The following is a 13,147-nucleotide window of genomic DNA, read 5'->3' on the forward strand; positions in this document are numbered from 1 at the left end:
CGCGCGGCCGGATCGCTTCGACCCGCCGGGCATGCTCCAATGTCTCGCGGGCGCCGGGGTGATCCGGTTGGCGCCGCGCGGGTAGGGGAACAGCGATGCCAAGAGCACTCATCGTCGGCGCCGGTCCGGGTTTTTCCGCCAGCCTCGCGCGGCTTCTGGCGGCCGAGGGCTACGCCGTGGCGCTGGCGGCGCGGGACACGGCCAAGCTGACCGCGCTCGCCGACGAGACCGGCGCCAGCCTGCACCGCTGCGACGCCAGCGACCCCGCCCAGGTCGCCGCGCTGTTCGACCAGCCGGAAGCGGCGGAGGCGGAGGTGGTGCTCTACAACGCCTCCTTCCGCGTGCGCGGCCCCACGGTGGAACTGGCGCCGGAGGATGTGCGCCGCACGCTGGAAGTCTGCGCCTTCGGCGCCTTCCTGGTGGCGCAGCAGGCGGCCGCCCACATGCTGCCACGGGGGGCGGGGACGATCCTGCTGACCGGCGCCTCCGCCGGGGTGAAGGGCTATGCCCGCTCCGCCCCCTTCGCCATGGGCAAGTTCGCGCTGCGCGGGCTGGGCCAGGCGCTGGCGCGGGAGCTGCACCCGCAGGGCATCCATGTGGTCCATATCGTCGTCGATGGCGGCATCCGCAGCGAACGCCGGCCCGAGACGGGGCAGGACACGCTGCTCGATCCGGACGCCATCGCCACCGCCGCGCTGGCCGCCATCCGCCAGCCGCGCAATGCCTGGTCGGCCGAGATCGAGCTGCGGCCCTGGGTCGAGACCTTCTGAGGGGAAACGCCAATGAACACCGATGCCCAGGGCAATGCGATGACCGTCGCCTCCGCCGAGGCGGCGCGGGCCTTCGACCACGTGATCGAGGGTTTTCTCAAATACCGCTTCGACACGGGGCTGCGGTTGAAGGCGTTTCTCACCGCCGATCCCGCGGCGCCGCTGGGGCAGGTGATGGCGGGCAGCTTCGCGATGCTGGCCTATGACCGCGCCCTGCTCGGCCGCGCCGCGGGGTCGCTCGCCAAGGCGCAGGCGCTGCCGGCCAATGCGCGGGAGAAGGCGCATATGGCCGCCCTTTCCGCCTGGATCGACGGCACGCCGGAAAAGGCGCTGTCGATCTGGGAACAGATCGTCACGGAACACCCGCGCGACCTGCTGGCCTTCCGCCTGCACCATTTCTGCGCCTTCTGGATGGGCGCGCCGGAACGGATGGTGACGCTGGTGGAACAGGTGATGCCGGCCTGGTCGGACGGCACCGCCGGCTATGGCAGCGTGCTCGCCTGCCGCTGCTTCGCGCATGAGGAAACCGGCAGCTACACCATCGCCGAACATGCCGGGCGCGACGCCGTGGCGCTGGACCGCGGCGACCTCTGGGCCGCGCATGGCGTGGCGCATGTGCTGGAGATGCAGGGCCGCCGCAGCGAGGGCCTGGACTGGATCGCGGCGCTGGAGCCGAACTGGGACGGCGGCAACAACCTGATGCACCATCTGTGGTGGCACCAGGCGATGTTCCTGGCGGAACAGCGGGATTTCGACGGCGTGCTGCGGCTGTACGACACGCGCTTCCGCAACCGGGAGAGCAAGGTCCACCTGGCGCAGCCGGACCTCTACATCGACGTGCAGAACGCCGCCTCCATGCTGTTCCGCCTGCAGCTGCGCGGCATCGCGGTCGGTGATCGGTGGGAGGAGCTGGCGGAGAAGGCGGAGGCCCGCATCGGCGACACGCTCTCCGCCTTCACCCAGCCGCATTGGATGATGGCGCTCGCCGCCGCCGGCCGCCGGGATGCCGCGGCACGCCATCTGGCGGCGCTGGAGGAGGCGGCGCGCGGCAACACCCACCACGCCCGCATCCTGCGCGAGGCCGCGCTGCCGGCGACGCGCGCCGTGGCGCTGCATGCCGAAGGCCGCCACGAGGAGGTCTGCGCCACGCTGCGCCCGGCACTGGGTGACCTGCATCGCCTCGGCGGCAGCCACGCGCAGCAGGATGTGCTGGAACAGATTTTCGTGGATTCCGCCATGAAGGCGGGGCGCACGGCGGATGCGCGGCTGGCGCTGGAACGCGCGGCCGCGAAATCGCCGGTGCCGCCGGCGCGGCGGATCGGCTTCGCCGAAGCGGCGCTGGCGGTGGCCTACTGAACCGCCGCCGCTTCAGGGTGCAGCGGCACCCTGGGTGGTATCGGCCAGCAGCAGCAGCAGCAGGGGCGGCTGCTCCTCCGCCAGGTGCTGCAGCCACAGGCTGGTGGTACGGGCACCGCCATCGGCATGGCGCAGCCTCACCTCCAGCCGCAGCGTGTCCCTCGTGCTGGCTGCCAGAGGCGCCAGCAGGGCGCGGAAGGCGGCTGGCGGCAGGTCGTCCAGCAGCTCGGTCAGCGGGATGCGGCGAAGCTGGCCGATGGCGTGACCCAGCATCCGCTCCGCCGCGGCATTGACCAGGGTGAAGCGCAGCGTGTCCGGGTCCAGCAGGCAGACGCCGCCAGGGGCGCGGCCGATCAACCTGCCCAGGTAGCGCTCATGGTCCTGGTCCTGTCGCGCCTCCGTCACATCCTCCACGAACAGCACCAGGCCGCGCGGCGACACGGTCTCGTACAGCAGGGGTGAGATCCGCACCCGGCAGGTCTGGCCGCGGCCGCGCCGGTCCACCGCCGGCACCACCACCTCGGCATGGCCGATCTCGCCCGCCAGTACCTGCGCCAGCGCCGCCCGCAGCCGGCCGACCGGCAGGCCGCTATCCAGACTGAAGACGTCCTGGCCCACCACCTCCTCCGCCCGCAGGCCCCAGGCAGCCTCGTTCCAGCGGTTCCAGGACCGCACCCGCCACTGCGGGTCCAGCACGATGATCCCGGCATCCATGCTGCGCATGACGCCTTCCGCATAGCGCTGGTACGCGGCGCCATCCTCCTGCCGCTGGCGCATCGCCTCGTTCACCACGCCCAGCTCGTCATTGGTGGATTGCAGCTCCTCGTTCATCGTCTCCAGCTCCTCGTTCGTGGACTGGAGTTCCTCGTTGGTGGTCTCAAGCTCCTCGTTCGTGGACTGGAGTTCCTCGTTGGTGGTCTCCAGCGCCTCATTCGCCGATTGCAGTTCCTCGATCGTGGCCTCCAAGCTTTCCTGCGCCGCCTCCAGCTCCTGCTGCAGGGTCCAGAGCCGGGTGGTGTCGGCGAAGGACAGCAGGCTGCTGGGCGGGGCGCCCTCGCGAACCGCAAGCGGCATCACCTCGATGGTCAGGCGGATCGGCTCCGCCGGCGGGCGGTGATAGGGCTGGTGTTCCAGCCGCACGGTGCGGCCGATACGGGCCGCTTCCTCGATCCGGCTGCGCAGCTCCACCGGGCGGTAGGAGATGGACAGGTCCTGGAAGGGGCGGCCGATGTCGCCTTCCCCCACATCCAGCAGCCGCCGCGCCGCCGGGTTGGCGAAGATCAGCGTGCCGTCCCCGTCCACGGCCAGCCAGGCCTGCGCCGTGGTATCCGCCAGCGCCTCCAGCGCCCGCTGCTGCAGCGGTGGCTGGTGCTGCGGCAGAGGCGCGGCCGGTCTCGCACCGAAGGTCAGGGACCCGTTGGCGCTGCGGCGCCAGCCCTGCGGCACCTTGCGGAAGATGCGGTGCTTCAGGTCCACCGGCTCGAACAGCCGTGACCGGGCCAGCTGCGTCTCCGCCTTGCCGAGGAACATCAGCGCATCCTCCCCCAGCGCAAAATGCAGCCGCTGGAGGACCTGGTTCTGCGTTTCCGTCTCCAGGTAGATCAGCAGGTTGCGGCAGACCAGCAGGTCGATGCGGATGATCGGCGCGTCATTGACCACGTTGTGCCGGCCGAAGATCACGCATTTGCGCAACTCCCGCTGGAAGACGTAGTGGTTCGCATTGTGGTCGAAATAGCGCGCCAGCAGGTCCGGCGGCACGCCTTCGACGTCGCGCGGCGCGTAGGTGGCCTGGCGCGCGATGCGCAGGGCGTCCTCGTCGAGGTCGGTGGCGTAGATCTTCACGCGGTTGCAGACATCCGGCCCGAACGCCTCGGCGAAGGCCATGGCCAGGCTGTAGGGTTCCTCCCCGGTCGCGCAGCCGACGCTCCAGATCCGCAACTGGCCTTCCGGCCCGGCGCGTTCCACCAGGCGCGGCACCACCTGGCCGCGCAGCGCCTCCCATGCCTCCGCATCGCGGAAGAAGGAGGTGACGTTGATCAGCACCGTGTTCAGCAGCTCTCCCAGTTCGTCGGGATGCGCCTGCAGCCACGCATGGTAGTCGGCGAAGCCGGCCAGCCCCAGCTCCCCAAGCCGGCGTTGGATGCGCCGGCGCAGGCTGGACTTCTTGTAGCCGCGGAAGTCGATCCCGCGGCTTTCCTGGATGAAGCCGATCAGGGCCTGGAGCTCGGGCTCCACCGGCTCTGCGCCCGTCATTGCGCTGTGGCCATCCGCTCCGCTCCCCTGCCATCGCTGCCGGCGCCATCGCTGGCGGTCGGGTCAGGATCAGCCCGCCTGGCGGCGGCCGGCAGCCTACAGCAGCCCGGCAGGCGGGAACATCACCCGCGCGCTGCGCCGCGGCCCTGGCCTGGTCAGCCGGGCGCCTCGGTCCAGGTGCCGGAGGGAGCCTCCACCTCCAGCGTCGGGTTGTCCTGCAGGATCGCGGCGGTTTCATCGTCGAAGGCGGAGACCAGGGCGCCGCCCTCGCCGGCCTCCGCCAGACCCAGCGCCGCCAGGCTGGCGGCGACAATGCGGGCGGCGAGGGCGGCGGTGCGTTCGTCGCGGCATTCCACCACCACCTCCGCGCCTTCCCCTTCGCCCTGCACCAATTCCACCAGGAAGAACGCCGCCCCGTCGCGCGCGCCGGATTCCCAGATGCCGTCCGCGCCGCGCTGCATCGGCGTGACGGCGATGGTGAAGCCGCCTTCGGGCGCCGCCCCGGCGGCGTGCTGGCTGTCCGACATCGTTCGTCTCCCGTGAAAGGCCAGCCCCGCCAACGCGGCGGGCGCCGTCCGGTTGGCAGGCCACCGCCCGGCCGAATCACGAAAGCTCCGCTGCCGCAAGGAACATTTGCGTCCGGCGCCTGTTGCATCGGCAGGGCGCCGGTTCCGGCCGCGCCCCTTCGCAACAAGCAGCCGAGGTCCGCAGCATGAGCGACACGAGAAGGCCCGGCGATGCCGGCCATGATCCCAAGGAGACGGCGCGCGAGGCCACCGGGCAGCTGCGCCGGGAGGCCGCCGGGGCCGCCGCCGACGTGAAGCAGGAAGCCGCCGAGGTGGGCGAGGCCGCCAAGCGCCGCGCCGGCGGCTATGTCGATTCGCAGAAGGAAGCCGGCGCCGAGCGCGCCGAGGATGCGGCGGGGGCGGTGCACGGCGCCGCCGACCGGCTGGGCGAGGCCTCGCCGCAGTTGGCGCGCTATGTGCACGAAGCGGCGGAGGCGCTGGAAGACTTCGGCCGCACGCTGCGCGACAGCAGCCCGGCCGAGCTTCTGGGCCGGGTCGAGGATCTGGCTCGCCGCCAGCCGGTGGCGTTCTTCGGCGCCGCGGTGCTGGCCGGCTTCACGCTGGTGCGCTTCGCCAGAAGCAGCGCCGCCGACCCGCGCCACCACGGCGCGTCAAGCCCCGGTGCCGGCCATGCCGGGGGCATGACGCCCGCCGACGGGCTGGACCCGGTGGCGGAGCCGGGCGAGCCCCGCGGCGCCAGCGCGGCGCCGGGCTGGCGGCCCGCCACGGATGGCGGCCCGCCGCGCCCGACGACGCTGGCCGCGGCATCGCTGGGCGGTGCGGCGGCACGCCAAGGCGCCGGCGCACCCTCCTCCCCGCCCCCCGCAGCCGGTGGCTGAAGCAGGAACCCCCGCCATGCCCCAGGATTTCGACAGGGCGCCCGAGAGGCTCCCGGAACGCGACCGCTCGCTGCCGGAGCTGTTCGGCACCTTCATCACCCAGATCTCCACCCTGTTCCGGCAGGAGATCCAGCTGGCCCGCGCCGAGATGGGCGAGCGCGCCCGGGATGCCGGCGGCGCCATCACGCCGCTGGCCGCCGGCGCCGGGATGCTGCTCGGCACGCTGATCCTGCTGCTGTTCGCGCTGGTTTCGCTGCTGGTGCATTTCGACGTGCCGGTCGGCTGGGCGCGGCTGATCGTCGCCATCCTCGCCGCGATCATCGGCTACGCGCTGATCCGCGGCGGCCTATCGAAGCTGGATGCCGCGCGGCTGGTGCCGCAGCGGACGGCGCAACAGCTTGCGCGGGATGCGCAGGTGGCAAGGGAGCAGATGCGATGAGCGGCACGACCGACCGTGGGACGACCGATCCGGGCGGGCGCAGCAGCGCCGAGATCGAGCATGAGGTGGAAGAGACCCGCGCCGGGCTGACCGACACGCTGGAGCAGTTGCGCGATCGTGCCTCGCCCGGGCAGTTGTTCGAGCAGGCGCTGGACTATGCGCGCGGCTCCGGCGGCGTCGAGTTCACCCGCAACCTGGGTGCGCAGGTGCGCGACAACCCGCTGCCGCTGCTGCTGATCGGCGCCGGCATCGGTTGGCTGATGCTGGGCGGGCAGCCCCGCACCCGGCAGGCGATGGCGTATGGCGACGATTGGGACGATGGTCATGGCGGCGACCGCTCCAGCCGCCGGCCGGGGGGGCTCCGGGAGAGGGCCGGGGCGCACGCCCAGGCGACCGGCTCCGCCGCGGGCCATGTGGCGCAATCGGCGCGGCAGGGCCTGGGCGACGCCGCGCACCGGGCCGGCGATGCCGCGCATCGGGGCGCGGCGGCCGCCGGCTCGGCCTATCGCAGCGCCGCCGCGGCGGCCGGTTCCGCGGGCGAAGCCGTGTCCGACCGTGCCCGCGACTGGGGCGAGGGGGCGCGGCAGGCCGGGGCGCACGCCTCCGCCTACGCCGCCGACATGGCCGAGGCCTCCCGCCACCGGCTGGAGGATTGGTCGGAGCAGGCCGGCGACGGTCTGGACTGGGTGCGCGACCAGCCGCTGGTGCTGGGTGGGATCGGCTTGGCGCTCGGCGCCGCGCTGGGCGCCATGCTGCCGCGCACCGATACCGAGGACCGCCTGATGGGCGAGACCCGCGACGATCTGACCGATCGCGCGCGGGCCGCGGCCACCGAGGGCTACGCAAAGGCGCGTGAGAGCCTGGGCGAGCGGGGGGACAGCGCCGCCGGCGCCGCGGAGGACGCCCTGCCGCGGGCGCGGGAAGCGGTGCGCGATGCCGCGCACCAGGTGGCCGGAGAGGCGAAGCGGGCGATGGGTGAGGCCAGCGACCCGGCGACGACGCAGCCGGGCGGCAACCCGGTGCCGCCGCGCCCGGATGCGCCGCAGCCGCCGCAAGGCGCCGCCACCCCCCGGCCCGGCGCGCCACCGGTCTGATACCTGGCACACGAGGTTCCGGCCTGCGGCCCGCCCGGCGTTCGGGGCACGCAGGTGGCACCTTCCTGCGCCGGGCAAGAGGCAAGCGTGCCCCCAGGCGCGCGGGCCTACTGGATGCGTCGCTCCGGTGCATCCAGCAGCGCCAGCGTCTGGCGCACCGCCCCCTGCAGCAGCGCGGGATCCGGCCTGGCCCTGGCCAGCACCCGCAGGCCCATCACCAGCGTCACCAGCAGCCGCGCCATGTCACCGGCATCGGTGGTGGCGGTGACGGTGCCGGCGCCCTGGCCGGCCTGCAGCATCCGGCGGAAGAAATCCTCCAGTTCCGCCAGCCGGGCGGCGACCAGGGCCGCCACCTCCGGGTCCCCCGGCGCCACCTCCAGCGCCGAATTCACCAGCAGGCAGCCCAGGCGGTCGCGCAGGGAGCGCGCGACGATCTCCTCCAGGAAGGCCTCGATGGCGCGGCGTGGCGGCAATTCTGCCGCCAACCGGGCGATGCGCGCCCGCATCCCGGCGTCCAGGTAGCGGTCCAGGCAGCGGCCGAACAGCGCGCGCTTGTCGCCGAAGGCGTTGTAGAAGCTCGCCTGGCCGATCCCCATGGCGGCGCCCAGGTCGCGCACGCTGGTGGCCGCATAGCCCTGCCGCCAGAAGCACTGCATGGCGGCCTCCAGCACCTGGTCTTCATTGAACTGACGCGGACGGGACATGGCGGGGCGATCGGTGCTGCGGTGAAGCCCACCAGATTAGGAAACCGCGCCCAGCGAAGCAAATGCGGCGCCCGCCTGGGCATTGCCCGGAACGCCTGCCGCGTGCAGGCTGGGCGCCCCTTTTCGCCTTGCCGGAGCGCGCCGCGCCATGTGCCGCTTCCTCGCCTATCTCGGTACGCCGATCTTCCTGTCCGACCTGGTCTGCGCGCCCGCCCATTCGCTGATCCACCAATCCATGCACGCCGATGAGGGCAAGACCCCCACCAATGGCGACGGATTCGGCCTGGGCTGGTACGGGGAGCGGGAGGAGCCGGGCCTTTACCGGGAGATCCGGCCCGCCTGGTCGGACGAGAATCTGCGCTCGCTCTGCGCCCAGGTGCGCTCCCGCCTGTTCTTCGCCCATGTGCGGGCTTCCACCGGCACGGCGACGACGCGGGCCAATTGCCACCCCTTCGGACTGGGCCGGCAGATGTTCATGCACAACGGCCAGGTCGGCGATTATCCGCGCATCAAGCGGCGGATGGAGGCGATGATCCCGGACGGGCTGTATGAGCACCGGCTCGGCACCGGCGATACGGAGGCGATCTTCCTGGCCGCCATGGCCGATGGGCTGGCCGAAGAACCGGTGGGCGCGATGGGCCGCACGCTCGGCCGGGTGATGGGGCTGATGCGGGATGCCGGCAGCAGCCAGCCGCTGCGCTTCGCCGCCGCGCACAGCGACGGCACGGCGCTGACCTGCTTCCGCTGGGCCTCCGACGACCGGCCGCCCTCCCTGTACTGGCGGCGGGTGGCGGACAGCGTGCTGGTGGTCTCCGAACCGGTGGATGAGCGCAGCGCCGGCTGGCAGAAGCTGGCACCGAACCACGTCCTGGTGGCGCGGCCCGGGGCGGCGGTGGAAGTGCGGCCCTTCGGCGTCTTGTCGGATATGTAGCGATCGGTTCATATGGCGGTAGCCTTGCCGGCTCGTTGCCGGTGCGTCACTCGGCACGACAACCGAACGGGGGATCCCATGCTGACCCGCCTTGCCGCCACCCTGGCCCTCGGCGCCGCCCTGCTTGCGGGGCCCGCCTGGGCGCAGACCGTCTCGCCCGACCGCGTGCTGCGCATGGTCCCGAACGCCGACCTGCAGACGCTGGACCCGATCAACACCACCGCCGGCGTGGTGCAGTCCCACGCCCACATGATCTACGACCAGCTCTTCGGTCGCGACGCGCAGCAGCGCCCGCAGCCGCAGATGGTCGGCGCCTGGAGCGTCTCGCCGGACGCGCTGGTCTGGCGCTTCACGCTGCGGGAGGGCCTGGCCTTCCACGACGGCGCAGCGGTGACCGCCACCGACGTCGTCGCCTCGCTCCGCCGCTGGGGCGCGCGGGACCCGCACGGCCGGCAGTTGATGGCCATCACGGCGGGGATGGAGCCGGAGGCCGATGGGCGCAGCTTCACCTGGACGCTGCGCCGGCCCTACGGGCTGATGCTGGATGCGCTGTCCAAGCCCGCCGGCAACATGCCCGCCATCATGCCGGCCCGCATCGCCGCGACCGACCCCTTCACCGCGATCCGGGAGACGATCGGCAGCGGCCCCTTCACCTTCGCCCGCGAGGAATGGGTGCCGGGCAGCAAGGTGGTCTATCTGCGCAACCCGGCCTATGTGCCGCGGTCGGAGCCCGCTTCCGGCACCGCCGGCGGCAAGGTGGCGCATGTCGATCGCGTCGAATGGCTGAACATCGGCAACGTCCAGACCAGCGCCCTGGCGCTGATGCAGGGCGAGGTGGACTACATCGAGAGCCCCGGCGTGGACTTCCTGCCCATGCTGCGCCGCCGCGGCATGCGGATCGTCCGCACCAACACGCTCGGCGCGCCGGGCATGATCCGCATGAACCACCTCCACCCGCCCTTCGACGATGCGCGGGTGCGCCAGGCGCTGATGCTGCTGGTGAACCAGGAGGAAATCCTGCAGGGCATGTTCCCGGACCCGGAGCTGTACCAGGTCTGCCATGCCTTCTTCGTCTGCGGCAGCGCGCAGGAAACCAATGCCGGCGTGCCGGCGGGCCTGGGCAGCGCGGCGGCACGCGAGCGCGCGCGGCAATTGCTGCGCGAGGCCAATTATGACGGCACGCCCATCGTCATGATGGACCCGACGGACAATCCCTTCGTCCACACCGCCACGCTGGTGCTGGCGCAGCAGATGCAGTCCGTCGGCTTCCGCACCGATGTGCAGGCCACCGACTTCGCCTCCATGGCCGGGCGCCGCGCCAATCGCCGCCCGCCCAGCGAGGGCGGCTGGCATATCGGCCTGACCTACTGGAACGGCCTGGGTGCCTCGGACCCCGTGGGCAATGTGCCGATGCAGGCCAGCTGCGACCGCGCCTGGCCGGGCTGGCCCTGCGACGCCGCGCACCAGGCGCTGATCGACGCCTTCCCCTATGCCGCCAACGCGGCGGAGCGGACGCGCATCCTGGAGGAACTGCACGCCAGCGCCTATCGCCTGGTGCCCTACGTGCCCTACGGGCAGTGGTACCTGCCCTCCGCGGTGACGCCGCGGATCAGCGAGGTGCTGGCGATGCCGGGCATCATCATCGCCTGGAACATCCGCAAGGCGGCGCGCTGACGCCTTCTTTGCCCTCCCCCGTGCGCGGGGGAGGGTCGGGGTGGGGGCGTCGCGCGCCCCGTCAGGCCACCGTATCCGCCATCTCCGCGCCGCGCCGGCCCATCGGGCGTTCCGGCGCGGTGGTGGTGTCGCGTTCCGTCTGGTGTTCCATCTCCGCATTCAGCTCGGCGCCCAGCAGCACGACGATGGCGGAGATCCAGATCCAGGTCATGAAGCCGATCACGGCGCCGAGCGAGCCATAGGTCTCGTTGAAGCTGCCGAAATTCGCCACATACCAGGAATAGGCGGCGGAGGCGCCGAGCCAGGCGAAGGCGGCGAAGGCGCTGCCCCAGGTCACCCAGCGCCAGCGCGCATGGGCGCGGCTCGGCCCCCAGCGATACAGGCAGGACAGCACCAGGGCGGAGGCCAGCAACAGCATGGGCCAGCGGCCATGCGTCAGCAGCGCCTCCACCGTGCCACCCAGCCCGACGAAGCCCAGCACCACCGGCAGCGCCACCACCGCGGTCATCGACAGGATCGCGAACAGGATGAAGCTGAGCGTGAACAGCAGCGTGGTGGCCGTCAGCCGGATGAAGCCGCGCTTCTCGGGCTCCTCGTAGACCACGTTCAGCGCGTCGAACAACGCCTTGGCGGCCTGGTTCGCACTCCACAGGGACACCGCGAGGCTGGCCAGCACGCCGAGGCCGAGGGTGGAGCTGGCATTGCCGGCGACGCGGGAAAGCTGTTCCTCGATGATCGCCATGCCGCCACCCGGCACCACCCCGCCCAGCGATTGCAGGTGGCCGGCAATGGCCTGCGGGTCGGCGACCAGCCCGTAGAGCGAGACCAGCGCCGCCAGGGCCGGGAACAGCGCGAGCAGCGTGTAGAAGGTGATGCCGGCGGCTTCCGTCATCAGCCGGTCCTCCATCGCCTGGGCGGCGGTGCGGCGCAGGATGTCCCACCAGCCGCGCGGCGGGATCTGCGCCGGGCGCGCCGCCTGGCGGCCGCGCTGCGCTTCCGCTTCTGCCTCCGGCTCCGCGCGCCGGGGCTGGGCCTGGCCCGGCCGCCGCGCGGCCGGGTTGCGGATCGGCGGCGGTGGCTGGCGGGCGGCCTGCATCGCCAGCAGCCCGGCCAGCGCCGCGGCGGCCAGCCACCAGCGGCCGGTGGCGCGGGCAGGGTCGTTGTCCGGCATCGCTTCATCCTTTCGCAGCCGCGCCATTTCCCGGCGCGCCCTTGCGCAACGCGGAAGCGCCGGCCGGGTTTGATGCGGCGCCCGCCGGGTGGATTTGACGCTGCGCGCGCGGCCCGGCGATCCTGCCGGGCGGATGGGGGAGACGGCCCGATGAAGAAGCTGATCAACGACCCGCGCCAGGTGGTGCGGGAAATGCTTGAAGGCCTGGCGGACCTCCATCCGGGGCTGGCGCTGCTGGAGGCCGAGGATGTGGTGGTGCGCGCCGGGCTGCCGGCGCCGGCGGGCCGGCCGGTGGCGGTGCTGTCCGGCGGCGGGGCGGGGCATGAGCCGGCCCATGCCGGCTATGTCGGCCCGGGGATGCTGGCCGGCGCCATTGCTGGCGATGTCTTCACCTCGCCTTCCGTCGATGCCGTGCTGGCCGCGATCCGCGCCGCCGCCGGGCCGCGCGGGGCGCTGCTGGTGGTGAAGAACTACACCGGGGACCGGCTGAATTTCGGCCTGGCCGCGGCCCTGGCGACCGCCGAGGGCATCCCCACCCGCGTCGTGGTGGTGGCGGATGACGCGGCGCTGCATGCCACCGTGCCCGCCGACCAGCGCCGTGGCATCGCCGGCACCGTGCTGGTGCACAAGGTGGCCGGCGCCGCGGCGGCGGAGGGGCTGGACCTCGCCGGCGTGGCGGCGGCCGCGGACGCCGCGGCTTCTGCCGTGGTCTCCATGGGCGTGGCGCTGGATGCCTGCACCGTGCCGGCGGCCGGAACGCCGGGCTTCGCGCTGGGGCCGGATGAGCTGGAACTCGGCCTCGGCATCCATGGGGAGCAGGGGGTGCGCCGGGCGCCGATGGCCCCGGCCGATGCGGTGGTGGCGGAAATCCTGGACACGCTGGTGGCGGAGGCCGGGCTGGCGGCCGGGGACCAGGTGGCGCTGCTGGTCAATGGCCTGGGCGGCACGCCGCCGATGGAACTCGCCATCGTCGCCCGCGCCGCCCTGGCCGGGCTGCGGGCGCGCGGCGTCGCGGTGCCGCGCGCCTGGGCCGGCAATTTCATGACGGCGCTGGAAATGCCCGGCTGCTCGCTCAGCCTGATGCGGCTGGATGCCGGGCTGCTGGCGCGGCTGGATGCGCCGGCCACGGCGCCGGCCTGGCCCGGCGGCGGGGTGCTGGCGCCGCGCACCCTGCTGCCCGCCCCGGCCGCGCCGGCCGCCCCCCCGGCGGCGCCACTGCCTGCGATCCTGGCCGCCGCCGAGATCGATCTGCCCCTGCCGGAACTGCTGCGCCTGGTGGCCGGCGACCCGGCCGAAACCACCGACGCATTTCTCGCCCTGCGCCGCCCCCCGGCCGCAGACGGCGCCACG

General features: G+C 72.9%; 12 protein-coding genes. 8 read left to right on the top strand and 4 right to left on the bottom strand.

What is annotated here, in order from left to right:
- Positions 1–95 precede the first annotated feature (95 nt).
- Both HEQ75_RS09255 and HEQ75_RS09260 read left to right on the top strand, forming a co-directional pair.
- Positions 96–770, top strand: coding sequence for an SDR family NAD(P)-dependent oxidoreductase (locus HEQ75_RS09255; RefSeq protein ID WP_168029539.1), 675 nt, complete (start codon positions 96–98; stop codon positions 768–770).
- Between the two features lie 12 nt (positions 771–782).
- Entirely contained in the window at positions 783–2,126 is a 1,344-nt protein-coding gene (locus tag HEQ75_RS09260) for a tetratricopeptide repeat protein (protein WP_168029541.1), read from the top strand.
- A 12-nt stretch (positions 2,127–2,138) separates the two neighbouring features.
- Here the strand turns inward: HEQ75_RS09260 and HEQ75_RS09265 are convergent, their stop codons facing one another.
- Both HEQ75_RS09265 and HEQ75_RS09270 read right to left on the bottom strand, forming a co-directional pair.
- Complete coding sequence (locus tag HEQ75_RS09265; protein ID WP_168029543.1) at positions 2,139–4,379, bottom strand: CheR family methyltransferase; 2,241 nt, start codon at positions 4,377–4,379, stop codon at positions 2,139–2,141.
- Between the two features lie 155 nt (positions 4,380–4,534).
- Entirely contained in the window at positions 4,535–4,906 is a 372-nt protein-coding gene (locus HEQ75_RS09270) for a hypothetical protein (RefSeq protein WP_168029545.1), read from the bottom strand.
- Positions 4,907–5,091: 185 nt separating this feature from the next.
- Here HEQ75_RS09270 and HEQ75_RS09275 point away from each other — a divergent pair, with 185 nt between their 5' ends.
- From HEQ75_RS09275 to HEQ75_RS09285, 3 genes are read left to right on the top strand one after another with little or no spacing between them, the layout of a single operon-like run.
- Positions 5,092–5,784 (top strand): apolipoprotein A1/A4/E family protein, encoded by a 693-nt coding sequence (locus HEQ75_RS09275; protein WP_168029547.1) that lies wholly within the window; start codon positions 5,092–5,094, stop codon positions 5,782–5,784.
- Between the two features lie 16 nt (positions 5,785–5,800).
- The gene (locus HEQ75_RS09280) at positions 5,801–6,223 is read left to right on the top strand and encodes a phage holin family protein (RefSeq protein ID WP_168029564.1); all 423 of its coding nucleotides are present in this window, start codon (positions 5,801–5,803) and stop codon (positions 6,221–6,223) included.
- On the top strand, positions 6,220–7,317 hold the full coding sequence (locus HEQ75_RS09285; RefSeq protein WP_168029566.1) for a DUF3618 domain-containing protein: 1,098 nt from the start codon (positions 6,220–6,222) through the stop codon (positions 7,315–7,317). The genes HEQ75_RS09280 and HEQ75_RS09285 overlap by 4 nt, the downstream gene beginning before the upstream one ends.
- A gap of 107 nt (positions 7,318–7,424) precedes the next feature.
- Here HEQ75_RS09285 and HEQ75_RS09290 read toward each other — a convergent pair whose 3' ends face one another.
- Entirely contained in the window at positions 7,425–8,021 is a 597-nt protein-coding gene (locus HEQ75_RS09290) for a TetR/AcrR family transcriptional regulator (RefSeq protein ID WP_168029568.1), read from the bottom strand.
- Between the two features lie 148 nt (positions 8,022–8,169).
- Here HEQ75_RS09290 and HEQ75_RS09295 point away from each other — a divergent pair, with 148 nt between their 5' ends.
- Both HEQ75_RS09295 and HEQ75_RS09300 read left to right on the top strand, forming a co-directional pair.
- Positions 8,170–8,952 (top strand): class II glutamine amidotransferase, encoded by a 783-nt coding sequence (locus HEQ75_RS09295; protein WP_168029570.1) that lies wholly within the window; start codon positions 8,170–8,172, stop codon positions 8,950–8,952.
- A gap of 78 nt (positions 8,953–9,030) precedes the next feature.
- Positions 9,031–10,626, top strand: a complete 1,596-nt coding sequence (locus HEQ75_RS09300) for an ABC transporter substrate-binding protein (RefSeq protein WP_168029572.1) — start codon at positions 9,031–9,033, stop codon at positions 10,624–10,626.
- A 61-nt stretch (positions 10,627–10,687) separates the two neighbouring features.
- On the opposite strand, the gene HEQ75_RS09305 is transcribed toward HEQ75_RS09300, so the two are convergent.
- Positions 10,688–11,797, bottom strand: a complete 1,110-nt coding sequence (locus HEQ75_RS09305) for a YihY/virulence factor BrkB family protein (protein WP_235961425.1) — start codon at positions 11,795–11,797, stop codon at positions 10,688–10,690.
- Between the two features lie 150 nt (positions 11,798–11,947).
- On the opposite strand from HEQ75_RS09305, the gene HEQ75_RS09310 reads away from it, so the two are divergent.
- A partial coding sequence (locus HEQ75_RS09310; protein WP_168029574.1) for a dihydroxyacetone kinase subunit DhaK occupies positions 11,948–13,147 on the top strand: 1,200 nt, incomplete at its 3' end.

Source organism: Falsiroseomonas selenitidurans (assembly GCF_012103215.1).
Lineage (GTDB): Bacteria > Pseudomonadota > Alphaproteobacteria > Acetobacterales > Acetobacteraceae > Falsiroseomonas > Falsiroseomonas selenitidurans.